Below are 24,265 nucleotides of genomic sequence, written 5' to 3'. Positions count from 1 at the left end.
TTAATACATAAACACGAAAAAAGTTTCCTGTCAAGACACTTTCATCAATTTGCCGGGCACTTTTATTCACGTTAAAATAATATCATATTAAAGGAAAGATACTGAGGAAATTATGATGAATCAAAGACAATATAAAGACACCTTCGTGATTGGATTTGCAATATTTGCCATGTTCTTTGGCGCTGGGAATCTTATTTTTCCACCTTATCTTGGACTGATCACAGGCCAAAAGTGGTTTTTAAGTTTTTTATGTTTTATGTTCATGGACATGGGATTAAGTATTCTAACACTGCTCGTTGTTGCCAAATTAGGGAAAGGAGCTTCTGGAATTACAGAACGACTGGGCAGGATCCCTTCTTGCCTGATTCTGACACTGAATGCACTCTGCCTGGGTCCATTGATTGCCATTCCACGTACTGCCGCGACTGCATATGAATTCTCGATAGCACCATTCTTTCCGTCCTTTGACGGGAAATATTTTTCTATTCTCTTTTTTGCAATCGTCGTTTTATTCTGCCTGAAACAGTCTAAAGTCATTGATATTATTGGAACTGTCTTTGCACCTTTGATTCTTTTGGCACTGCTGATACTTATTGTAAAAGGAATTCTGTCACCCCTTGGTTCTATAGATGCTTCTGCCTCTACGCAGAGCGCAGTAGCGGTCGGTGTTAATGCTGGTTATCAGACGATGGATGTGATGGCTGCCATGATATTCTCTGCCTCTATTTTACTTACACTGCAACAAAAACATTACACTGACACCAAACAACAATTTGATATGATTGCCCGGTCCGGAGTCATTGCTGCCGTTATTCTTTTCGTTGTATATGGAGGTCTGGCATATCTGGGAGCAACCGTATCCAGTATCTACCCTTCAGATACTGACCGGGTTGTACTATTAATCGCAATCACTAAGTCCCTCTTAGGAAAAAAAGGAATGATTCTTCTGGGAATACTGGTCTGTATTGCCTGTATGACACCTGCGATCGGTCTGTTATCATCTGCCGCTTCCTTTTTTGAGAAGCAGACAAAAGGCCACATCAGCTATCGTACATTTGTATTTTTATTTGCAGGCACAAGTTGTATCATCTCAAACTTTGGAATCAGCCGGATTCTGGAACTTGCTTCCCCGATCTTAAGTATTCTCTATCCGGTATTAATCTTACTGGTATTCCTTGGATTATTCCAAAAACGTATTACAAAGGATATGTTCTATCGATTTACCGTTTTCGGGGTATTTTGCATCAGTCTGCTAAGTCTTAGAATCCTATAATCTCTTTGCATACAAAAAAGAGAATCGGTACAAATAATGCCGGCAGCATGTCCAACGTCTTAAACTTTTTAATATTCAGGATACTGCAGCCGGTACACATAATTAAGAAACCACCGACTATACATAATTCTGCTACCATCTCATCAGAGAAAAAACTTGCCGACAGATATTTCGTGAGCAGAAAGATACTGCCTTGCCAACAGAACAGAACCCCTGCTGCAAGTGCCATCCCAATGCCATAGGTAGATGCCAGCACTGTACTTGTCACCATGTCTAATGATGCGTTGGTAAACAGATATGTATTATCTCCATAGAGAGCACTCATTACCGGACCTACAATCGACAATGAACCGATACAGTACAACAAGATACCCGTTGTAAGTCCTTGCGCAAGATTCCCTTTGGAATGACTGTCCACAAAGCGATTGAACCGTTCATCCAGGTTCAATTTGGCTCCGATCAGACTTCCTAATACAAGGCTTACGATAAAGAGTACCGGGTATTCACTTTTTGGCATATTGGATACTACTGCATTAATTCCAATTCCAAAAGCCGCAAGTCCACAGGCCTGAAACATTGCATTTTCATATTTTTCTCCAATTCCCTTTTTCAATACGCTTCCTGCAACACTCCCTACAAGAATTGTCCCTGTATTCACAATTGTCCCTAACATCTTATTTCTCGTTCCTTTCTTATCTTATTCTGTTATGTTCCTTTTTTCTCTCCAATGCAAAGCAAATGATAAAGAAGATGATTCCATATACTGTTGATATTGGCGCTGCAAGACCGACCATCATCAGAGATGTGTTCGGAAGGCTTGCCATAAATATAGAGATTGGAATACGGACACAAAATGCAGCTGTAATTCCTTGTATCATAACCGGTATGCTCTTACCGCATCCATTAAAATATCCGATACTGCTGAATAAAATACAGGTCAAAAGACAGTCTACCGAGAATCCTTTCAGATAATCCGCGCTCTGCAGGATGACCTGCATATCATTGGTGAATAACGCAGACATTACAGTCCCTCCGAAGAATCCGGCCAGGAAAATGAATATTCCCAATGTACAGCCAGTAACCATAGCCGTGCGCACTCCTTTTTTCGCTCTTGCTTTTTGTCCTGCTCCAATGTTCTGTGCCACAAAAGCCGAGACACTCTGCATCACAGAAGACGGCACCAACATAATGAAAGAAATCAGCTTTTGTGCCACACCATATCCAGCCGACTGCATTAAGCCCATATTATTAATGATAGAATTAATCACCAGAAAAGAGATCTGTACCATCGTCTCTTGTAAAGCGATTGGAACGCCGACATTCAGGATTCTTCTTAACTCTCTTGGATATACCCTGCACTGCTGACGGGAAAAAGAGATTGGCATGTCTTGTCTGCGAAGCACGATCAAAGATATGATTACTGATACCAGCTGTGCAGTCACTGTCGCAAGTGCAGCACCGACTACATCCATATGTAAAGCCCCAACGCACACCAAATCTCCGATAATATTTACGACACAGGCAACTCCAACAAAGAGAAACGGAAGATTCGCATTGCCGATTCCCCTTAGAACACCACTAATAACATTATACGCAATAATGATTACAATTCCAGCTGAACAGACACGAATATAGAGAACCGTCTTATCAAAAGATTCCGCAGGAACCTGAAGTAGCCCGGCAATATTTCCTGCAAATACCTCCAGCAAAACCGTCAACACAATTCCTAATACAGCAAATAATATAATGGTTGTTCCAACAGCATCGCCGGCCGCTTTCGGTTTCTTCTCTCCAATATGCTGTCCGATAATTACCGTTGAGCCCATGGCAAGACTGGTGATAATAAATGTCACCATCTGCATAAATGCACTTCCGGTTCCTACTGCTGAGATACTCGTTGCATCTCCGAATCTGCCGACCACCAGCAGATCCACTGCTCCATATGCCGCCTGCAAGATCAATGTTCCAAGCACAGGCAGTGCAAAACGAATCAAAGACCCGAACACCGGGCCCTCTACAAATGATATTTCTTTCTTATCTTTACTTCTCATAATTCATTACTTCCTATTTTAATGTTTATCTGCTAATATCATGCTATTCAGCATATCACCATTGAAAAGTATTTGTAAAGCATTATATTAATTTTGTTTTCCCGTCACCTCCTTCAGACTTCCATTGGCCGGATTATCAAGAACCTTCCCATCTTCGTCGAAGCGGGAACCATGACATGTGCAATCCCAGCTGTGTTCTACCGCATTCCATTTCAGTGCACAACCCAGATGTGGACAACGTTTTTCTGATATTCTCAACAGATTTCCGACCGCAGTGCATCCATTAACCAGAAGCTGTGGCTTGAGCATGCTCCTGGACGGGTCAAAGACTGCTTGCATACGGATTCTTTTTATTCAATATCTGATCTGTCAGTAGATTAGCTGCTACCATGGAAGAAGTCATTCCCCATTTATTAAATCCCGTGGCTACATAATATTCCGCACAGTTTTTGGAATACCGCCCAATATATGGCACCTCGTCTAATGTCATACAGTCCTGGGTTGCCCAGCAGAATTGTTCTTCCCGGTCATGATAAAACTGTCCGGCAAACTTTCGAAGTTCCTCCCAGTTGCCGCCCATTTTGCCAGTTCTATGATCTCCACCTCCAATCAACAGATAATTCTTATAATTACGAAACGACATTCCACACATTGCCTCATCCACATACATGCCGTCTATCTGAGGCCCATTTTCCAGCGCGATCACGTAAGAGCGATGCTGGTACATCTTCAGATAATACATTCCATGCTTATTGTCAATAGGAAAATGCGTCGCAAAGATTACTTTATGGAATGTAATCTTTCCATTTGCCGTTACAGCCTCATGTTCCTTTAATTCTGTCACAAAAGAATGTTCAAAAATGTTAAGATCTTTTGCAATTGCAGCAACAAATTTCAAAGGATGGAACTGTGCCTGACCTGCAAGACCGACGGCTCCCACATGATAGAAAGGAAGCTTTGTCTTCTCCGAAATATCCGTATCCACTCCAAGCCTGCAAAGGGCATCTGCCTCTTTCTCCAGCTTCTTTCTGTCATTTATCGAATAAACATATGCCATCTTTCGTTCAAGATCACAGTTCATCCCATGACACAGTTTCACGAACTGCTGCACTGCCGACTGATTTGCATCCAAATACATCTTTGCCTTTTCGTATCCTGCACTCTTAAGCAAACGATGATAGATCAGACCATGCTGTGCCGTAATCTTGGCTGTCGTATCTTTCGTAATCCCCGAGCAGATGGTCTTCCCCTCGACCAGAACATACGGGACTCTGTTTTCCTGTAAAAAATAAGCGCAGAGAATTCCTGCCATACCACCACCAATGATCAGTACATCCGTCTGGATATCTCCTTCCATACTTTTAAAATGTGGCAATTCTACACTTGCTGACCAGATTGACTCCATTTCTCCTCACTCCTCTTGTATCATAATGAAAAGATATATTATATTCTGTGCATATGTGAGCAGATTATCCACATAATCTTTTCTTGAATGAAAAAAAATACACCCACTTATTATGACATATGCTATAATGTTCCATAACGATTAAGAAAAGGAGCGAATTACAATGGATATTACGAACGATATCAAATATATAGGCGTCAATGACCATGATATTGACCTTTTTGAAGGCCAGTACGTTGTCGAAAATGGAATGGCCTATAATTCTTATGTGATTGTCGATGAAAAGATAGCCGTATTCGACACAGTTGATGCCCGTTTTACCGAAGAATGGCTGAACAACTTAAGAGCAGTGATTGGAGAAAAGTCGCCTGACTATCTGATCATTCAGCACATGGAACCTGACCACTCTGCGAATATTGCAAAATTCATGGAAATATATAAAGATACTGTTATCGTTGCCACTGCCAAGTCATTTGCCATGATGAAGCAGTTCTTTGGCAATGATTTTAAAGACCATCAAATGGTCGTAAAGGAAGGGGATACTCTTTCTCTTGGAAAGCATGAATTAACATTTATCACTGCACCAATGGTTCACTGGCCAGAAGTTATGGTAACATATGACAGCTTTGACAAAGTATTATTCTCCGCCGATGCCTTTGGAAAATTCGGAGCACTGGATGTTGAAGAAGACTGGGCATGTGAAGCTCGCCGCTATTACATCGGAATCGTCGGAAAATACGGCACACAGGTTCAGGCCCTTCTGAAAAAAGCAGCAAAACTTGATATTCAGACCATCTGTGCTCTTCATGGACCTATCCTGACCGAGAATCTGGAATATTATCTGAACCTCTATAATATATGGTCCTCTTATTCTGTAGAGTCCGAAGGCGTTATGATTGCCTACACTTCTGTCTATGGAAATACAAAGAAAGCAGTTGAAGAATTAGCAGACATGCTGAAAGAAAAAGGATGCCCGAAGGTCGTTGTCTGTGACCTCGCTCGCGAAGACATGGCAGAAGCTGTAGAAGACGCTTTCCGCTATGGCAAACTGGTACTTGCTACTACGACCTATAACAACGACATCTTCCCATTCATGCGCGAATTCATCAATCACCTGACAGAACGGAACTACCAGAACCGTACCGTTGGGCTGATTGAGAACGGCTCCTGGGCGCCGACTGCCGCAAAGAAGATGGCACAGATGCTGGAAGGCAGTAAGAACCTTACATTCACCGACACAACCGTAAAAATCTTATCAGCACTCAATGACGACAGCCGTGCACAGTTAGAAGCACTGGCTGAAGAATTAAAATAGGGATACGGTAAATTAATTTGGGACGGGGGTTTTTCATTTTCCCCCGTCCCCAAGTAACTTTTTTATTTCTTCTTTTGTCGCTAACATTTCTGAAAATGCGCTTGCGCTTCCTGCTGCAAGTCCCATACGAAATGCATATTCGTAACTTTTCTGTTCTATCCATCCTGCAAGGAAGCCTGCCACCATGGAATCTCCTGCTCCCACAGCATTGACCAGTGTACCTTTTGGTGCAGGAGCATCATATATCTTTCCATCTGCTGCAATCAGAGCTGCTCCTTCTCCGGCCATAGATACCAACACGTTAGCAGCACCCATTGCCTGTAACTTTCTCGCATAAGGAATCACCGACTCCCTTGTCTTAAGTTCTGTCTGAAAGATTTCTCCCAATTCGTGATGATTAGGTTTCACCAGAAACGGATGAAACTCCAGCACATTCATCAACAGGTCTTTGGTTGCATCTACAACAATCATAACTTCGCGTCCATCCAGTCTTTTCATGATTCTTCTATAGATATCATCCGGCATGGACTTTGGAATACTTCCTGCAAGAACTAAGATGTCTCCTCTTCCGAGAATATCTAACTTTTTCATCAAACAATCCACAGCTTCTTCACTAATCTCTGGTCCCGCACCATTGATTTCTGTTCCGTCAATAGATTTTAACTTTACATTAATTCTTGATACTCCGTTCTCAAGCACAATAAAGTCTGATCGTATTCCCATCTCCCCCATACGGCGGATAATCTCCTGTCCGATAAATCCTGCGACAAATCCCAATGCTGTACTTTCAATTCCAAGATTCCCCAGTACCGTCGATACATTGATTCCCTTACCTCCCGGCAACATCAATTCTGAACTTGTGCGATTTGTAAGACCCAATTGAAAATCATCTACTGAGACTATATAATCCAGCGATGGATTAAATGTGACCGTATATATCATCTTAGTTTCTCCTTAATCTATGCTTTTTCTTCTTAAGCCACAGCTCTAAACTCCCGCAGCTTCTGCTTCGCCTCCGGATTCAGGTGTCTTGGAACCTGAATCTGTACTGTCACGTACTGATCGCCCTTCACCTGCGGATTCTTCATAGATACGATTCCTTTGCCACGAAGCCGGATCTTCGAGCCAGACTGTGTACCTTCCTGAATCTTACAGGACACATTGCCATACAGAGTCGGAACGATTACCTCGCCACCCAATACTGCCGTTGTAAATGGAATATTGAGCGTAGTATAGACATCCATACCCTTGCGCTCATATCCAGGCTTCTTTCCTACCGTTACTTCCAGCATCAGATCTCCTGCCTCACCACCATTCATGCCTGGCATACCCTGTCCGCGAAGCCGAATCTTCTTGCCCGTATCAATTCCGGCCGGTACGTGTACCTTCAACGACTGAACCACGCCGTCAGGGTTCTGGAGCTGAATGACCTTATCACAGCCAAATACCGCCTCGTCAAAGCTTACTTCTATGCCAGCTGATACATTCTTCCCTTTCTGGCGGAAATTACTCTGCCGAAAACCTCCATAACCGAATCCACCCTGACTGAATCCACTCTGACTAAATCCATCCCCGAAGATATTCTTAAGAATATCATCCATATCCCCGCCTTCGAAATGGAATTCCTGATAGCTGCCATTTCCATTCTTATAAAAATCAGATGTATTTCCACTGCCGTCAAAAGCTGCGTGGCCAAACTGATCATATAACTTCTTCTTTTCTTTATCACTTAAGACATTGTAGGCTTCCGTTACTTCTTTGAACCTGGCAGCCGCTTCAGGATTATCACCATTCATATCTGGATGGTACTTCTTTGCCAGTTTTCGATATGCTTTCTTAATCGTAGCTTCGTCTGCATTTCTTCCGACGCCAAGTACTTCATAATAATCTTTCTTTCCTGCCATTGTCCTCACCTTTCTTTCCTGGAAATTCATATACATATATAGAATATTTCATTGTTCTACTTGTAATATAACACTTGTTTCTTCGAATTTCAAGTAAGAAATGGAAGCTCCTTTCGATTTAAGCAGATTTAATACTCTTTCGGGATATCACCTAAACCATACATCTCTTTGAATTTTTTCAGATCCGACTCATCCCGAATCAGCATAATATCCTGAAATTTCCCCGTATGAATATCCTTGAATCCTGCCACCTGCTCTCCGGTACAGATACTGCAATGGATTACCGGCTTCTGATTCCTGGCATCATATTCTTTTCGTATGACTTCTTTTTTCTTGAATAAATGAATCATTGTATCTCACCATCCCAAACGCTTATTCCACGCACTCATCAAACAACTCCAAATTCTCCTGCAATTTTTTAAAAAACAAGCTGGTATGATAACCATCCGCCGATGCATGGGAGATGGTCACCGTCACAGGTAATGTATAACATCCACCCTGTTCCGTATATTTTCCAAATACAATGATAGGAAAAAGAGCAGGTGCATCCACTGTGCTGGTCGCATATCCGGTATAATCAAGCCACGGAACACAGCTGACACAGAAGAAGTTCGCAGGCTGTTCCGGTCTTCCCTTAATTCCATGCTGATTCCCATATCTCATGAGGACCTCTTCAAATCCTTGATAAAACTCTGAAAAATCCGACCTGTATTCCGTCCACAGATCACTAAAGGTCTCATCATCCTCATGAAATACTGTAAAATTCGGATGAGATACCTTCCAGACTCCTGCACCGCCTTCCGGCGGCACCATCATCCTCATAGAATCCATCATATTGACCGTCTTTGAAACCGCATATAAAAAGCAGCCAAAAAATCTCTTTTTATGTAACCTTGCAAACTGAAGAATCTTCGTCACATCAATCTTCGCAGTCAAAGAATAGCCACATTTCAAAGAATTCCTATAGTAAGTGAAATGCTCTCTGCGTGGCCAATGTTCCATATCTATTTTTTCATATGCCGGTAATTCATTCTTCATATCTTCACCATCACTTCTTCCATCTATTGTCTCTCCTGCACTCTATACATTTCTCTACATGTATTAGTATAGCTCAACCACTCTCCGGTCGCAATGCACGATTTTTCTACAAATGCATCTTGTTTTTCTTACAAATAACTTGTAGTATGATAGCAGAATATTCATCAAAGGAGACCGCATCATGGATTTGAAAAAGCTAACGGTATTTCTCACTGTTGCAGATTACGGCAATTTTACAAAAGCAGGTGAAGACCTTGGATATACCCAATCTGGAATCACTCAGATGATGAAATCCTTAGAACAGGAAGTGGGATTTCCACTCTTCATCAAAAGACATCACGGAGTTACTCTGACAAACGAAGGCAAAGCATTACTCCCTGCAATCCGTAATCTATTGTCTGCCAGTGAATCTTTGAAACAAGAGATTTCTTTTATGAAAGGTGCCAAAAAAGGAACCATAAAGATTGGTTCCTACATTAGTTGTGCCATCCATTGGCTTCCGGAGATTATTAATAACTTTCAGAAAGAATACCCTGAGATTCTTTTTGATATTATTGAAGGAGATGAGCGTGACTTAGCTGACTGGGTCGAGAATCACAAAGTAGATATCGGTTTCACAAGCTATCAGCCGAATCAGAATTATAAATTCATTCCTGTCTTTGATGACTCTATGTATGCTGTCATGCATAAGGAACATCCATTTGCGCAATACGATGAGATTCCCATTGAGTGGTACGAGAATACACCATTTGTAGTATCCGAATATACTTATGTCAATGAAGTTCACCGACTATTGAAAAAATATAAAGTAAAACCAGATATCAAATACACCATGAGCAATGATTTTTCCATTCTATCTATGGTTGAACATAATCTTGGAATCAGTATTTTACCCGGTATGATTCTTAGAGGGCGTACGGGAAACTTTGAAGCTCGTCCGCTAAAGCCACGTGCTTACCGGCGACTGGGCATGGCAATCTCATCATCAGATGAGCTGTCCCCTGCCTTGAAAATATTTATCAAATATGCACAAGATTATCTTCTGGATTAACCCACGCTGATACAAAAAATGACAACCGCCATTCCCCTGCGGTTGTCATTTTATCTACTTAACTTAAATTAATGTGCATGTCTTTCGCTGTTGAAAATGTTCACAAATCCATATGCAGCTACAATTGCAATTATTGTCCATCCAATCATGTCTACACCTCCCACAAAGCACTTAATGTTTCCTTCTGATTAAAGTATAGAACGTTTCCTGACATTTGTGAAATGAAGCTTTTTCATCCTGACATTACATTTTCTAATGTTTCTTACTATATCAAATATTTTCAAAAAAAATTGTATAAAATTCAAAAATAATCTTGATTTTTATCTGAAAATCTGTTTGTCTATTATATAGAGTATTAATATTACATAAATAGAGTGAGGTATGTAAAATGAAACCTATCAAAGAAGGAAAAGTACGTGAAATTTATGATAACGGTGATAGCTTAATCATGGTCGCTACTGACCGTATCAGTTGTTTTGATGTTATTTTGAACAATGAAGTAACCAAAAAAGGAACTGTTCTGACTCAGATGTCTAAGTTCTGGTTCAATCTTACAGAGGACATTCTTCCAAACCACATGATTTCTACAGATGTTAAAGATATGCCTGAGTTCTTCCAGCAGCCACAGTTTGATGGCAACAGCATGATGTGCAAGAAGCTTCAGATGCTTCCAATCGAATGTATCGTTCGCGGATATATCACCGGAAGCGGATGGGCAAGCTATCAGGAAAATGGTACTGTATGTGGAATCAAACTCCCAGAAGGTTTAAAAGAATCTGACAAACTGCCGGAGCCAATCTATACACCTTCCACCAAAGCCGAAATCGGAGATCACGATGAAAATATTTCTTACGAGCAGAGTATTGAACATCTGGAGAAGTATTTCCCAGGAAAAGGGGAAGAATATGCAACTAAGCTCCGTGACTGTACCATCGCTCTTTACAAAAAATGTGCAGATTACGCGTTAAGTCGCGGTATCATTATCGCAGATACCAAGTTTGAGTTTGGTCTGAATGAAAATGGAGATATCGTAATCGGCGATGAGATGCTGACACCAGACAGCTCACGTTTCTGGCCTGCAGATACTTATGAGCCTGGACACGGACAGCCATCTTTTGACAAGCAGTTCGCACGTGACTGGCTGAAAGCGAACCCAGACAACAATTGGACTCTTCCAGATGATATCGTAGAAAAGACTATTGATAAATATCTTCAGGCATATGAGATGCTTACAGGGGAAAAGCTTTAATAAAAATAACCGGGGACATAGATTTATATTCTAAACTGGCCTGCTGATTTTTCCATTAACTGGATATTTATTTCACGCCATTGCTATTGTAAAGTATGGTACATCATAGGAAAAGGAAGAGAGGTCTTATTTATGAATTCAAATCTAAAAAAGATCGTGACAACAGCATTGTTTGCTGCTCTTGCCTGTGTTGCCACGATGTCTATACGTATCCCTACCCCAGGAACCAGCGGCTATATTCATCCAGGTGATGCTATTGTAATATTGGCCGGAGTTTTTCTCGGTCCAGGCTGGGGATTTCTTGCAGGAGGCATTGGTTCTGCAATGGCTGATCTGCTTGGCGGATACTTTGTATATGTCCCAATTACTTTTGTCATCAAGGGATTGATTTCCCTGATTTCCGGTCTTATCTACCAGAAATTAGGTACAACATCTAAAAGTCGCTACACAGCTGTCATCCTTGGTGGTGTAGTGGACATCGTGCTGGTAGCCGGTGGATACTTTTTGTGTGAAGCTGTATTTTTATATGGATTCGCAGCTTCTGCCGCCAGCATCCCTGCAAACATCATTCAAGGTGTTGGCGGACTCATTATCTCTTGTGTTCTGTATCCAGTCCTGAATGAAATTCCTGAAGTTCGACAGGTAGCTTAAGAAAATGACAAAAAGAGACGGAGATTTTTGAAAAAACTCCGTCTCTTTTTTAATACCCATATCTCTTTTTCTTACCAGGTACGTGAATTCAATTCTTTAAACTGAGCAACCGTAGATACGTGAGAATTCATACCACCATCAACATTGATAATCTGTCCTGTTACATATTCGCTCTCATCAGAAGCAAAATATACACACATATGACCGATGTCTTCTGGGCATCCATAGCGGTTAACCATGATATTGCTTAAGAAGATATCCTTAAGGGCCTGTGGAACATGTGCTTCATTCTGTGGTGTAACAATAAGTCCCGGACGAACACAGTTGCAACGGATATTTTTCTTTCCTACCTGCAAAGCGGTATACTTTGTTAACATATCAACACCTGCTTTTGCACATGCATAAGCTGTAGAGCCAAGGTCTCCTGAGCAAGAAGCCATAGAACCGATATTGATAATAGAACCACCTTTTTCATTCTTTTCCATGTAAGGAAGTACACACTGTGTAGCATAGAATGTTCCGCGAAGATCGCTCTGGAAGATTGCATCCCACATCTCCAGTGTCAATTCATCAATACGTCCATCTTTCAATGCAACATTTGCAGCATTATTTACAAGGATATCAATCTTTCCATATTTTTCATATGTATCTTTGATCAATTCTTCTACACTTTCAATCTGTGTAATATCCATGAAATGATAAGAAGCTTCTCCGCCTGCTTCAACAATACTGTCAACAACAGCCTGTCCTTTTTCTTTTCTACGTCCGCAGATAACTACCTTTGCCCCTTCTGCTGCAAATAAATTTGCAATTCCAATACCAATTCCACTGGTTGAACCAGTTACAATAGCAACTTTGCCTTTTAATCTGTCCATTTCTAAAACCTCCTAGTCTGTAATGTCACTCTTTATAAAAAATATAAAAAGGCGTATAAATTCGTTAATGTTACTATAGCTCATTTAGAAAAATAAATCAACCTATACAAATTTACTAAAAGAAATTTTTTAATTACAACACATTATTGACATGTTTTTCACCAAATTCTACAATAAAAAAAGTATTATTCATATCTTCTATACTCCCTTGGCGTCACTCCGAACATCCCCTGAAACGCCCTGGCAAAGTAACTCATGTGTCCAAACCCGCAACGACTTGCGATACCTGTAATTGTATAATCTGTAGTCATCAGCATATCCGCCGCAATCTGCAGACGATACTTTTTCACATATTGAATCGGTGTGATTCCAAGCACATTTCGAAAGCAACGCAGACATTCACTCTCACTGACATTAGCACTTGACGCAAGCACTTTGATCGTAATCTCAGACATATAATTATCATGGATATATTCCAACATCTTTTTGACCCGTTCATCTTCTCTTTCCTGTTTGGCAGAAACAGGCCGAATATCTTTCTTGTACTCCGATACAACATTACATATCATCTTCGATAACTGCTCTCGAATGACAAATTCATAACCAAATGGTTCATCCAGGCAAGCCTTCCAGAATTGATCCATATATTCTTGCATACATACACTCTTCTCAGACTCATTTGAAAATATTATGCTATGAAGTCTTGAGTTTTCTATGAGTGGACATACATACTTCTGCCAGAATACCCCTTCTACTCCATTGCACAAAAATTCCGGCAAAAACACCACTGAGTGCAAAATGCATTCCTTATCACCTGCATTAGAAGCTGCATGCATCACTCCGCTGTTAATAAATATTATATCTCCACGATTTAGAACGATCTGCTCATTTGGAAGCGATACAAGCAGACTTCCCTTTACCATATAAATAAATTCCAGTTCTCTGTGCCAGTGCCAGATTGCTTCAAAATTCGTAAAATCATTATCATATGCAGCGACAGGAACAAGGGTAGTTCCATGCATACCTAATTCCGCGCCATTTTCCGTAGTCAAAACTGTTCTGGGTTTATAGATCATCTCTTTCTCCTGACTGTTTTGTGCTATTAATAAGGTTATAATATGATATTATCATCTAATTTCAAATGATACAATGCTATTATAAATAGAAAGAAGGCGTAATATATGATTGAACTTCAAAATCAGATTTGGTGGCGCAGACTCATTGTCATGCTGCTTGGAATTTTTATTATGGGCATGGGCATCAGTCTGTTTAAACTCTCTGTCATGGGAAATGACCCACATAGTGCTATGGTCATGGCAATCGGCAAATGTATCGGACTTTCTTTTTCTGCCATGCTCATCATCATTAATTCTATATGGTTTATTCTGGAAATCTTCCTGAATCGGAAGTTGATCGGAATCGGAACCTTTTTCAACTGGTTCTGTGTTGGCATTTTTGCTGATATGTGGGCAAATATTCTGGACAACTTCCTTACCACTCCTGATAATATGATCTCCAGATTCATTCTCATGTTCACAGGAGTCATCATACTGTCCTTTTCCGCTGCCCTTTATCAGACGGCTAATCTCGGAATTGCTCCTTATGACTCCATCTCGCTTATTATGGATGCGCACTTGGTCTGGGACCTTTTATTAATTTCTTCACAAAGACAGTCGCAAGAAAACTCTGCGGATACGAAAAGACAGTAACAGTCCCTTAATCCGGACTGACCTGCCTTTTTTCATCAATATCATATAATTCCTTTTTATCTTCCACCTCTACGTATATGCAAGCGTGTCTTCGTATTACTTTCCGCCCGCCTTCATCTCCTTGTAACTCCATAAGTTCTGGAATCAGTCGGGCGGAGAACAGTGTAGGATTTCCCGGAATTCCTTTATATATTGCAGATATTGTCTCAACGTCTGGCGCTGCCTGATCTGCCAGGCGTTCCAACGTCTTTTCTGTCAAATATGGCTGATCTGCCACGACAAACATAATATAATCCTCTTCTGCAATATTGCCAAGTGCCTGAACTGCCCTTTTCACAGTATAAGACATTCCTTTCCGGCTATCCGGACTGTCTGCTGTATGGATTCCTTTTGTTCTTGCATACTGCAAGATCTCTGAATACTGGGAAATCACCAACAGCGAACAGTCCTGCCGTTTTTTACAAAACTTAAAAACCATATCCAGACCATATTGGTACAACGGTTTCCCATGAAAAATATGCAATAATTTATTTGAACCAAAACGGCGGCTGTTTCCAGCCGCCAAATATATAATATGCTTATTCATCTGCAAGCCCCATCAGAATCTTTTCCGGAGTAATCGGCAACGTTCGGTGCCATACTCCTGTTGCATTGTAAATTGCATGCGCCAGTGCCGGAGCCGGTGTGTTAATAACAATCTCACCAATGGATTTCGCACCAAACGGTCCCGTCGGTTCATAGCTGGATTCGAATTCCACCTGCAGATGTCCCATATCCAGACGTGTCGGTACTTTATACTGCATAAAAGAATTCTCCAGGATCCTTCCTGTCGGAGAATAGGTTACATTTTCATAAAGTGCCATACCAATTCCCTGTACCAGTCCACCTTCTGTCTGAATACGTGCCAGATTCGGATTGATTGGCGTTCCACAGTCTACGACTGCAACATAATCCAGCACATCCACCTTTCCAGTCTCTTTATCCAGTTCTATTTCAACCATTCCGACCATATAAGGTGGTGGTGACACAGGAGAGCTATGGGTTGCTGTAGTCTGGGCAGCTATCTCATTATTTGCCATGGATTTTGTAGCAATATCGAATCTTGATACGAAACCGCTGCCATCCAACTTACGAACACCTTCTCCAGTAAATTCCACTTCACTTTCTTCACATTCCAGCATTCCTGCAGCAATCTTGCACAGATTACCTTTCAGTTCTTCACAGGCCATCTCAACTGCCTTTCCAGTAATATAGGTCGTCGATGATGCATAAGACCCAGAATCATAAGGAGAAGAATCCGTATCTGCGCCATAGACCTCTATGTCATCTACCGAACAATTCAGACATTCTGCCGCCATCTGCGCCAGAATGGTATCACATCCAGTTCCCATATCTGCCGCACCGATAATCAGATTATAGAAGCCTTCATCGCCAAGCTTAACGGTTGCAGATCCTACATCCAGATTCGAGATACAGGAACCTTGCATTGCCAGAGCCATACCTGCAGTCCGTACTTTCCCATTCCCCATATCACGAACCGGATATCGCTCTTCCCAACGGAACAGTTCCTTACATTTATCAATACAGCGATCTAAAGCACAGGCATTAGCCTTCTCACCATAATAAGCCGGCATTACCATACCCTCACGGACAATATTCTTCATACGAAGTTCAATTGGATCCATATGAAGACGTTCTGCCAGTTCATTGACCGCACTTTCCAACGCAAAGATTCCCTGCGTTGCACCGTAGCCACGATAAGCTCCTGCCGCCTGGACATTAGTATAGACAACATCATAGGCAAAGCGATGAGCTTCCAGTCCGCCTGTGTAAAGCGGGATAGATTTATGTCCGGACAGACCGACAGTTGTAGGACCATGCTCACCAAATGCACCGGTATTGGATAACGTATAGACATCCAGTGCCCGGATCTTTCCATCTCTGGAAGCTCCCAGCTTTATATGGACTTCCATCTCATGACGAGGAGAGGCTGCCGTCTGACATTCTTCTCTGGTATAGATCATCTTCGCCGGACGCTTCGTCTTCCAGGTCACAAACGCTGGATACACTTCTGCAACTACCGTCTGCTTTGCGCCGAAGCCTCCGCCAATACGCGGCTTTTCCACACGGATTTTAGACTTCGGGATATCCAATGCATTGGCAATGATACGCCGGCAGTGGAATACAATCTGCGTAGAACTGATGACATGAAGTCTTCCATAACGGTCAATCTCCGTATAAGTACGGAAGGTTTCCATCATTGCCTGCTGGCAGGCCTTCACATGATAGGTATGATCTACGATCTCATCACAGTCTGCCATCACTGCATCCACATCTCCATCCGAGGACACCTCACTGGCACATAAGTTTCTCTGATTATCTGCACCTATCGGACACAGGGAACGCCAGTTATCTTCTGGATGTACCAGAATCGGATTATCCTTTGCCGCCCGAAAATCCAGTACCGGTTCCAGCACCTCATAAGTCACCTTGATCATCTTCAATGCTTTATTGACTGCCTTTTCCGTCTCTCCGGCAACAATGGCAACAGCGTCTCCTACAAACCGGACTCTCTGGTCTAACAACAGACGGTCATAGGGAGACGGTTCTGGATAAGTCTGTCCCGCCATGGTAAACCGCTTCTGCGGAACATCTTTATAAGTGTAAACTGCCACAATTCCTGGCACTTTCAATGCAGTATCTATCTTAATCTCTTCAATCAGAGCGTGTGCATGTGGACTTCTCAATACCTTTACTACCAGCGCATCAGACGGAGTGATATCATCGACATAAGCCGGCTTGCCAAGCAAGAGCTGCATAGCATCTTTTTTACGGACGGGCTGACCTACCGTTTTAAACTTCTGTTCCATACTGCTACACTCCTTTCTTCCAGTCCAGGTATGCACGAATTCCACGAAGCTGACCTTCATATCCAGAACAACGGCATAGGTTTCCTGCCAGATATGCACGAATCTCATCATCCGTAGGGTCGGGATTCTCACGAAGCAGCACAATCGTATTCATAACGAATCCCGGATTACAGAATCCACACTGCTCTGCACCCTGATCTGCAATAAAGCCAACGAACTCCTCGGCTTCTTCCTGGAGCCCCTCCAGTGTCTGAATCTTATGGCCGGAAGCCCGCGCTGCAAGCACACTGCAAGATAACACCGGCACATCATCCATCAGAACCGTACACAGTCCGCAATTAGCAGTCTCGCATCCACGCTTCACGGAATAACATCCTTTTGACCTTACAAAATCAATCAGCAGCATATCCGGATCAACTGCTGCCGTTACCTTTTTCCCATTCAGAATCAGTTCAATATCCATTATGATACCTCCTGAAGTGCAAGTGCTGCACGACGTACCAGCACACTGCATATTTTTCTGCGGTAATCAGCTCCGCCTCGTATATTACTTCCAAATCTTGCTCTGGATGCGATATCCTCCGCAAATGCTTCTGCCACTTCCAGAGTAATCCCTTGTGCAAGAATCTGCTTTTCATCGTCAAAAAATACTGCTTTCATCGGACGTGCCCCTACCACACAAGTATAACGTCCTTCCAATTCCGACAATGCACAGGTAAGGACCGGAAAATCTGTCTCTGTATTTCTCATGGACAAATAGACCGTTTTTCTTTCCGTCTTTGGCACAATCACGCGCACTAAAATATCACGGGTCTGACGCGGAAAATCTGCAAATTCTTTCACGCTCATGATTCCTGCGTGATACAACTCTACTTTTGCATCCAACGCCATAAATAATGTCAGAACATCAGAAAATCCAAAACGTCCATAGATGCTTCCACCAAGTGTTGCCACATTACGGAACTGCACTCCTACAATATGCTGAACAGACTCTGCAAGTGCTCCTTGTGTCAGTGCATTCAATCCAGCATGCTTCTCCAGCGCCCGAAGCGACACCATCGCTCCAATCCTGTACTCCTGAGGCGTCTCTTCAATCTGATCTAACCCCAGATCACACAGATCAATTGCTGTACCACGATTGCCACTCTGCATTTTCAGCCATAGCATTCCTCCAAGTACAACATTATTCTTCTTTTGACAAAGCTCATACGCTTCTTCCAGGCTCTGTGCCCGAACATATTGATTAAATGAAAGCATATTTCTACCCTCCGGATGTAATTTACGCTTCCTCTTTTGGAAGCAGAACATTCAGAATAATCGCAACAAATGCGGCCGGAACAATTCCAGAACCGCCAAAAATCAGCTGAACAGCCTTTGGAAGACCAGAAAGGACAGCACTGTTCGCACCAATTCCATATCCAAGTCCAAGTGCCACAGATACAATCGTCATATTACGTGCAGTCAATGGTTCTTTCGTGATCAGCTGAATACCACTCATAACAATAGATGAGAACATAATAACAGCAGCCCCTCCAAGTACACACTGTGGCATGATAGACACAAGTGCAGCAAGCTTCGGCAGCAATCCACAAAGGATCAAGAATATTGCACCACATCCCAATGCAAAACGATTGACGATCTTAGTCATCGTAACAAGTCCTACATTCTGGCTGAATGATGTATTCGGCAATACGCCAAAAAGAGCTGCAAAGCTAGATCCGACACCGTCACACATAACACCGCCTGACAATTCTGAATCCGTTGCTTCCCGACCCATACCACCTTCGATACAGCCCGAGATATCTCCTACTGTCTCAACAGCCGTAACAATGAACATGATTAAAACCGGCACGATCGCGCGCAGATCAAAGACCGGTTTCACCGGCATGATCTGCGGAACTGCAAACCATTTTGCCTGAGCAACCTTGTCCCAGTTCAGGACCCATGCCTTCGTATATTCCACACCATCTGCGTTGACTGCAGTCGTCGGCAAAAAGATTGCCAGCACTGCACAAATAATATATCCTGCAATGATACCGAACAGGATGCAAGAAGAACTGGTCAGTCCTTTTGTTCCATGCTTCAATACCAGAATAATAATCATAACTACCAGTGCAATCAGAAGATTCTCAATAGAACCATAATCATTCGCAGAAGAGCCTCCACCAAACGAACTTACACCTACACCAATCAAAGACAGACCAATCGCGAGTACAACCGTACCTGTCACAACAGATGGGAAGAACCGACGAAGCGGTTTTAAGAGCGCACCAAGGACAGTCTCAAAAAGTCCTCCGATCAGACTTGCCCCCATAATTGCACCATAAGCTGCGACACCGCCGCCCATGATCTCTACAACACTCTGGAATACACCGATAAATCCAGAACTGGTTCCCATGATGATCGGCACCTTTCCACCGATAGGTCCAATTGCAAATAACTGTACTAATGTTACAATACCAGCAATCAACATTGCATTCTGAAGCAATGTAACCTGAAGCGCCGCAAAATCTTCTGATCCGCAAGCCGCAGTAATAATAAGAATCGGGGTAAGATTACCCACAAACATTGCCAGAACATGCTGAAGCCCTAACGGAATTGCCTGTTTTAACGGGATTCGCCCCTCAAATTGATATGGACTGCTCATAAGAGTATTTTCATTCGTATTATTTGTTCCCATAATATCCTCTCTCCTTAGAATTTTTACGCAGTCCATTATATCAGAAAACTCTATGAATTTGGGAAAAATTATATTTATCTATCAAAAAAATATTTTTCGATCAAAATCAGAAACGACTACCTCCAGAACGCTTCCCGCGATACACCTTGCCTTATCCGATATTGTAAAGCAATGGCTCAGTTCTTCCTTTCTTGGATCAATGTCTGCAATTTTAAATCCTCTCGGAACCGAATAGCCCTCTCTTAACAGTCCCCGAAGAATTCCCGGAATGGATGCCAACACCGGACATCTGCTTCCATCCGACTGCTCGATCCATGCAATTTCTTCACCCACATTTACAATATCTCCAATCTTACAGATATTATGAAATATTCCTGATTGTGTGGAATGAATTACGCGTTCCGAAGCATAACCGCCAATCATGCCCGGAATTCCAGTATTGGGAATCGCACATCCCTTACGAATCACTCGTCCAAGATCATGTCCTCTCTTCGTCTCGATAACGACATCCACATCTTTTCCTGCTTCGAATCCCGGACCAAGTGCTATAGTAAGTGGTGCCATCTCTCGATGTGTTCCCAGATTTTTCTTTGCCAGAATTGCATCTACTACTACGCGAGAACGCATCTTTTGAATCACCTCTCCCATCGAGTCAACCAGAACCGGAACATTCCCCTCTTCCATGATGTCAAATGCTTCTTTCCAATGATGGATTCGGATTCCTCTCATTCCTTCCACCACGGTCTGTCCATCATATACAGCCTCACAGATGGACACCTGTCTCCGGATTGCAGCCGGATGCGCTGTCTCCAGGACCAGAACTGGAAGTCCCACACTCCACAAGCGGTGAATTGTTCCTGTCGCAAGGTCTCCGCCGCCCCGGACAATGATTAATCTATCCTTCATCTGTCAATTCCTCTCTTCTCCAAAGCTCATCAGAACACAAGAATGAATTCCTTGTTTCTCTAATAGCTTTCGAATCTTTTCAGCCGCCTGCCTTCTGACTTCGTTGTCACACTGATTCAGGACGACATAATAATCCCGGCATCCTACATTCTTCCGGGTTCCTTTATCTGATTCCAGAATGGCCGCCATTCGCTCTGCCGTCAGCAGATCCGTCTTCCTTATCCCCAACAGGCGAGCTGCTTCTTCCTTACGAAAACAAGCTTCTTCTATAGTCTTTCCATATGCAGCCATTCCCATTACACCAACAACAATATCCGAATCCTCTAACAATACCGGCTCATGGTCAGCCGGCACTTTGCAAGGCATCCTCTTTGCTCCGTCCGCCTCAATCAAGATAATATCCGCCAGTTTAGCATACGCTGACAGCTCCTGGGCAGGAAGGCCTGCCAGTTTTCCTTCTTCTGCGGCCTCTCCTACAACCGCATAAGAGCCTTGTCTCCATAAGTTCTGTATTTCTTCAGAACTACATGCCCACAATTTCTCCTTCGGCTTATATATGTGTGTCGTTGTCGTAACAAGCGTCCTGGCTCCAATTTTCGTAAATTGCCTGGCAAGCGCATACATAAGCGTTGTCTTTCCACCTGCCCCGACAAGCGATATCACATGCCCCTTTTCTTTTAAAAATGGAAATCTCTCTAACATCTCTACCGTCCTCTGATATCTATATTTACACCTTATAGGACCTGTCACTTGCAGTTTCTTTCAGATAGATAGAAATACAAAGACAGGTGGGCATTCATCCCACCTGTAATATATCATTCTTTCTTATTCCCGAAATGTAATGGTCTGCGCATCCGCATCCATATCGTCAACAATTGCCAGAGACTCTACTCGTAATCCCTGCTCTCTTAACTTCGCACCACCTTGCTGGAATCCTTTTTCAATCACGATTCCGATTCCCACAACATTCGCCTGCGCTTCCTGAATGATCTTCACCAGCCCCATCGCAGCGCATCCATTTGCCATAAAATCATCAATGACCAGAATATTTTCTCCCGGTTGAATGAAACGACTTGCTACAATTACATCGTATGTCCGCTTATGTGTAAAAGATTCAATCTGCGCGGATAACATTGTACCATCAAGATTAATGGACTGTGTCTTCTTCGCAAAAACGACCGGGCAGTCAAAATACTGCGCCACAATTGCAGCGATTCCAATACCTGATGCCTCAATTGTTAAGATTCTGTCCACTTTTACGTCTGCAAAACGACGCTTAAATTCCTTCCCTATCTCATTGAAAAGCTGGATGTCCATCTGATGATTCAGAAAATTATCTACCTTCAGTACATTTCCCGGCTTAATAACCCCATCTTTTCGAATACGTTCTTTTAAAAGTTCCATGTCTGTTTGTTCTTCCTTCTATGTTTATTTAAACAAAATTATAACAGCTTCCAGTTTTGTTGTAAATAATAAAGAAAGGAATTTCCTCTAGCAATCATCAGTCAGAAAGAGCAGGTATTCCTCTGGAAATTGAAGGTAATCCGGCATTCCTTTTTCACTCAGCACATCCCATTTGTCTTTTTGAAGAAACCAGCAGATATTCTCTGCACGCACATCTTGCAGCTGTTCTGTCTCTGGCTTCAGATAAAAGTTCTTTTCAAATGGGAGATCCGCGGTTCCAGCCACTTGAACTCTGATACAGTTTTCTATTCGTTCTCCCCAGATTGGAAGAAACTCATGGGCCCGAAAGCCGATCCACGTTGTATCCTCAGGTATCCTGTTCCTTGTTTTCAGCTCTACGCCCCAGTCTAATGCCTTTACTGTATGTTCATCCAACCGCTTCGCTCTGGAAAAATTCTTACATCCGGTCAACCGGGCAGCTGCTTTTCGTCTCGGATGATCGAAGATGTCTCTGGTCTTTCCACTCGTGACAACTCTTCCCTGATCCAGGATCAACAGATCTTCACTGAACCGATAAATCTCGTCCCGATTGTGGGACACCATAACTACAATTCCATGATATCCTTCCAGCATCTCCATCAGTTCCTGCTGCAGACGGTCTTTTAAAAACATATCCAATGCAGAAAAGGGTTCATCCAGAAGAATCACATCCGGCTCATATGCCATAATTCTAGCAAGTGCAACCCTCTGTTGCTGTCCACCGGACAATTCTCCCGGAAGCCGTTCTTCCAGGCCTTCTAACTGGAATCTTCGGATCATCTCCTGTACCCGTTCCTGCTTCTCCTGCCTGGTTCCTTTTAATCCGGCCGCAATATTTCTGTTCACCGTCATAGTGGGAAATAACGCATAATTCTGAAACAGATATCCGATATTGCGCTTCTGGGGCTTGATATTTACTTTTTGTCTTGAGTCAAACACGACATGATCATTGATGACGATCTCGCCTTCATCTGGAGTTTCAATCCCTGCAATGCTTTTCAATGTCATGCTTTTCCCACACCCGGATGCTCCAAGAATACCAATACGGGAAGCCTCACTCTGGAACCGGATATCCAGGCAGAACTCTCCTAATTTCTTTTTTACATCAACGGTTATTCCCATTTTATGCGATCTCCTTCTACCATCTCTTGATATTCTTCATCTTCTTCCCTGATATCAGGTTCATAAGCACAATGATCACAAGCGCGATCAAGATCACTATTGCAACCCAGATTCCTGCAGTCAGGTAATCTCCATCCTGAATGACCATGGCAATTTTCTGAGAGATTGTTCCGGTCTTCCCTGGAATATTTCCTGCGAGCATGGATGTCGCTCCATATTCTCCCAGTGCACGTGCAAATGTCAGGATCGTGCCAGATGCAATCCCCGGACCCGACGTCGGGACGACCACCTTCCAGAATATCTGCGTCTCGGACATACCAAGAGTTCTTCCGGCATAGACCAGATTCACGTCAATCTGTTCAAATGCAGCTCTCGCATTTCGATACATCAGAGGAAATGCAATAACGGTCGCTGCTATAATACACCCAAGCCAAGTCTGTACCACTTTAATATCGAATTGTTCATACAGGAAGATTCCAAGAGGCCGCCGCTTACTGAAAAGCAACAACAGGAAAAATCCCGCAACCGTCGGTGGAAGAACCATAGGAAGAGTCAGAATCCCATCAATCACTGCTTTCTTTCCCGGCGTCGTCTTTATCACTTTCCTTGCAGCAAAGATTCCAAGGAAAAATGAAATAATCGTAGCCACCACACCTGTTTTCAGCGATATGATCAGGGGACTCCAGTCCAGATTCTTCAGTATCTCTGTTACTGTTTCCATAA

Annotated in this window: 26 protein-coding genes; 6 read left to right on the top strand and 20 right to left on the bottom strand. The window is 42.7% G+C overall.

Features of this window, described 5'->3' with window-relative positions; translation table 11 throughout:
* Positions 1-112 precede the first annotated feature (112 nt).
* Positions 113-1,273 (top strand): branched-chain amino acid transport system II carrier protein, encoded by a 1,161-nt coding sequence (gene brnQ / locus ABE613_RS13190; RefSeq protein WP_347376621.1) that lies wholly within the window; start codon positions 113-115, stop codon positions 1,271-1,273.
* Here brnQ and ABE613_RS13185 read toward each other — a convergent pair.
* The 4 genes from ABE613_RS13185 to ABE613_RS13170 form a co-directional block, all read right to left on the bottom strand.
* A complete protein-coding gene (locus ABE613_RS13185) occupies positions 1,260-1,946 on the bottom strand; it encodes a DUF554 domain-containing protein (RefSeq protein ID WP_347376620.1) in 687 nt (228 codons plus the stop codon). The two genes, brnQ and ABE613_RS13185, sit on opposite strands and share 14 nt — an antisense overlap.
* A 19-nt stretch (positions 1,947-1,965) precedes the next feature.
* Complete coding sequence (locus ABE613_RS13180) at positions 1,966-3,324, bottom strand: MATE family efflux transporter (RefSeq protein ID WP_347376619.1); 1,359 nt, start codon at positions 3,322-3,324, stop codon at positions 1,966-1,968.
* Positions 3,325-3,411: 87 nt separating this feature from the next.
* On the bottom strand, positions 3,412-3,663 hold the full coding sequence (locus tag ABE613_RS13175) for a Rieske 2Fe-2S domain-containing protein (protein WP_347376618.1): 252 nt from the start codon (positions 3,661-3,663) through the stop codon (positions 3,412-3,414).
* On the bottom strand, positions 3,647-4,729 hold the full coding sequence (locus tag ABE613_RS13170) for an NAD(P)/FAD-dependent oxidoreductase (RefSeq protein WP_347376617.1): 1,083 nt from the start codon (positions 4,727-4,729) through the stop codon (positions 3,647-3,649). Before ABE613_RS13170 ends, ABE613_RS13175 begins: the two co-directional genes overlap by 17 nt.
* A 163-nt stretch (positions 4,730-4,892) precedes the next feature.
* On the opposite strand from ABE613_RS13170, the gene ABE613_RS13165 reads away from it, so the two are divergent.
* Positions 4,893-6,044 carry an FprA family A-type flavoprotein gene (locus tag ABE613_RS13165; RefSeq protein WP_347376616.1) on the top strand — a complete coding sequence of 384 codons (1,152 nt, stop codon included), beginning with the start codon at positions 4,893-4,895 and terminating at the stop codon, positions 6,042-6,044.
* Positions 6,045-6,077: 33 nt separating this feature from the next.
* On the opposite strand, the gene pfkB is transcribed toward ABE613_RS13165, so the two are convergent.
* The 4 genes from pfkB to ABE613_RS13145 all read right to left on the bottom strand — a co-directional run bounded on the left by pfkB (position 6,078) and on the right by ABE613_RS13145 (position 8,986).
* Positions 6,078-6,986, bottom strand: a complete 909-nt coding sequence (gene pfkB, locus ABE613_RS13160; protein WP_347376615.1) for a 1-phosphofructokinase — start codon at positions 6,984-6,986, stop codon at positions 6,078-6,080.
* Positions 6,987-7,018: 32 nt separating this feature from the next.
* Entirely contained in the window at positions 7,019-7,948 is a 930-nt protein-coding gene (locus tag ABE613_RS13155) for a DnaJ C-terminal domain-containing protein (protein WP_235232730.1), read from the bottom strand.
* 128 nt (positions 7,949-8,076) lie between these two features.
* Positions 8,077-8,295, bottom strand: coding sequence for an aspartate dehydrogenase (locus ABE613_RS13150; protein WP_235232777.1), 219 nt, complete (start codon positions 8,293-8,295; stop codon positions 8,077-8,079).
* Between the two features lie 25 nt (positions 8,296-8,320).
* Entirely contained in the window at positions 8,321-8,986 is a 666-nt protein-coding gene (locus ABE613_RS13145) for a CatA-like O-acetyltransferase (protein ID WP_347376614.1), read from the bottom strand.
* A gap of 181 nt (positions 8,987-9,167) precedes the next feature.
* Between ABE613_RS13145 and ABE613_RS13140 the strand changes: the two genes are divergently transcribed.
* The 3 genes from ABE613_RS13140 to ABE613_RS13130 all read left to right on the top strand — a co-directional run bounded on the left by ABE613_RS13140 (position 9,168) and on the right by ABE613_RS13130 (position 11,937).
* On the top strand, positions 9,168-10,037 hold the full coding sequence (locus tag ABE613_RS13140) for a LysR family transcriptional regulator (RefSeq protein ID WP_347376613.1): 870 nt from the start codon (positions 9,168-9,170) through the stop codon (positions 10,035-10,037).
* A gap of 388 nt (positions 10,038-10,425) precedes the next feature.
* The gene (locus ABE613_RS13135) at positions 10,426-11,286 is read left to right on the top strand and encodes a phosphoribosylaminoimidazolesuccinocarboxamide synthase (protein WP_347376612.1); all 861 of its coding nucleotides are present in this window, start codon (positions 10,426-10,428) and stop codon (positions 11,284-11,286) included.
* A gap of 132 nt (positions 11,287-11,418) precedes the next feature.
* Positions 11,419-11,937 (top strand): ECF transporter S component, encoded by a 519-nt coding sequence (locus tag ABE613_RS13130; RefSeq protein ID WP_347376611.1) that lies wholly within the window; start codon positions 11,419-11,421, stop codon positions 11,935-11,937.
* Positions 11,938-12,008: 71 nt separating this feature from the next.
* On the opposite strand, the gene ABE613_RS13125 is transcribed toward ABE613_RS13130, so the two are convergent.
* The gene (locus tag ABE613_RS13125; RefSeq protein WP_235232735.1) at positions 12,009-12,812 is read right to left on the bottom strand and encodes an SDR family NAD(P)-dependent oxidoreductase; all 804 of its coding nucleotides are present in this window, start codon (positions 12,810-12,812) and stop codon (positions 12,009-12,011) included.
* A 185-nt stretch (positions 12,813-12,997) separates the two neighbouring features.
* Positions 12,998-13,888, bottom strand: coding sequence for a helix-turn-helix domain-containing protein (locus ABE613_RS13120; protein WP_347376610.1), 891 nt, complete (start codon positions 13,886-13,888; stop codon positions 12,998-13,000).
* 105 nt (positions 13,889-13,993) lie between these two features.
* Here ABE613_RS13120 and ABE613_RS13115 point away from each other — a divergent pair, with 105 nt between their 5' ends.
* Entirely contained in the window at positions 13,994-14,521 is a 528-nt protein-coding gene (locus tag ABE613_RS13115; protein ID WP_235232737.1) for a YczE/YyaS/YitT family protein, read from the top strand.
* A gap of 7 nt (positions 14,522-14,528) precedes the next feature.
* Here ABE613_RS13115 and ABE613_RS13110 read toward each other — a convergent pair whose 3' ends face one another.
* The 10 genes from ABE613_RS13110 to modB all read right to left on the bottom strand — a co-directional run bounded on the left by ABE613_RS13110 (position 14,529) and on the right by modB (position 24,263).
* The gene (locus ABE613_RS13110) at positions 14,529-15,107 is read right to left on the bottom strand and encodes a nucleotidyltransferase family protein (RefSeq protein WP_347376609.1); all 579 of its coding nucleotides are present in this window, start codon (positions 15,105-15,107) and stop codon (positions 14,529-14,531) included.
* Entirely contained in the window at positions 15,100-17,391 is a 2,292-nt protein-coding gene (locus ABE613_RS13105) for a xanthine dehydrogenase family protein molybdopterin-binding subunit (RefSeq protein ID WP_347376608.1), read from the bottom strand. Before ABE613_RS13105 ends, ABE613_RS13110 begins: the two co-directional genes overlap by 8 nt.
* A gap of 4 nt (positions 17,392-17,395) precedes the next feature.
* Positions 17,396-17,854, bottom strand: a complete 459-nt coding sequence (locus ABE613_RS13100; protein ID WP_235232740.1) for a (2Fe-2S)-binding protein — start codon at positions 17,852-17,854, stop codon at positions 17,396-17,398.
* Positions 17,854-18,648 (bottom strand): FAD binding domain-containing protein, encoded by a 795-nt coding sequence (locus ABE613_RS13095; protein WP_235232741.1) that lies wholly within the window; start codon positions 18,646-18,648, stop codon positions 17,854-17,856. The genes ABE613_RS13100 and ABE613_RS13095 overlap by 1 nt, the downstream gene beginning before the upstream one ends.
* A gap of 22 nt (positions 18,649-18,670) precedes the next feature.
* Positions 18,671-20,071, bottom strand: a complete 1,401-nt coding sequence (locus tag ABE613_RS13090; RefSeq protein ID WP_347376607.1) for a uracil-xanthine permease family protein — start codon at positions 20,069-20,071, stop codon at positions 18,671-18,673.
* Positions 20,072-20,152: 81 nt separating this feature from the next.
* Complete coding sequence (gene yqeB, locus ABE613_RS13085; protein ID WP_347376606.1) at positions 20,153-20,977, bottom strand: selenium-dependent molybdenum cofactor biosynthesis protein YqeB; 825 nt, start codon at positions 20,975-20,977, stop codon at positions 20,153-20,155.
* Between the two features lie 3 nt (positions 20,978-20,980).
* Positions 20,981-21,679, bottom strand: a complete 699-nt coding sequence (yqeC, locus tag ABE613_RS13080; protein ID WP_235232744.1) for a selenium cofactor biosynthesis protein YqeC — start codon at positions 21,677-21,679, stop codon at positions 20,981-20,983.
* A 123-nt stretch (positions 21,680-21,802) separates the two neighbouring features.
* Positions 21,803-22,381: a xanthine phosphoribosyltransferase gene (locus ABE613_RS13075; protein WP_235232745.1), complete on the bottom strand. Its 579-nt coding sequence runs from the start codon at positions 22,379-22,381 to the stop codon at positions 21,803-21,805.
* 87 nt (positions 22,382-22,468) lie between these two features.
* Positions 22,469-23,542, bottom strand: coding sequence for a sulfate/molybdate ABC transporter ATP-binding protein (locus ABE613_RS13070; RefSeq protein WP_347376605.1), 1,074 nt, complete (start codon positions 23,540-23,542; stop codon positions 22,469-22,471).
* 16 nt (positions 23,543-23,558) lie between these two features.
* Positions 23,559-24,263, bottom strand: a complete 705-nt coding sequence (gene modB, locus ABE613_RS13065; RefSeq protein WP_347376604.1) for a molybdate ABC transporter permease subunit — start codon at positions 24,261-24,263, stop codon at positions 23,559-23,561.
* Positions 24,264-24,265 lie beyond the last annotated feature (2 nt).

The sequence above is a fragment of the Dorea chungnamensis genome (assembly GCF_039832125.1).
GTDB lineage: Bacteria > Bacillota > Clostridia > Lachnospirales > Lachnospiraceae > JAFBIX01.
The sequence above is the reverse complement of the archived record's forward strand: the minus strand, read 5'-3'. Positions and strand labels throughout refer to the sequence as shown.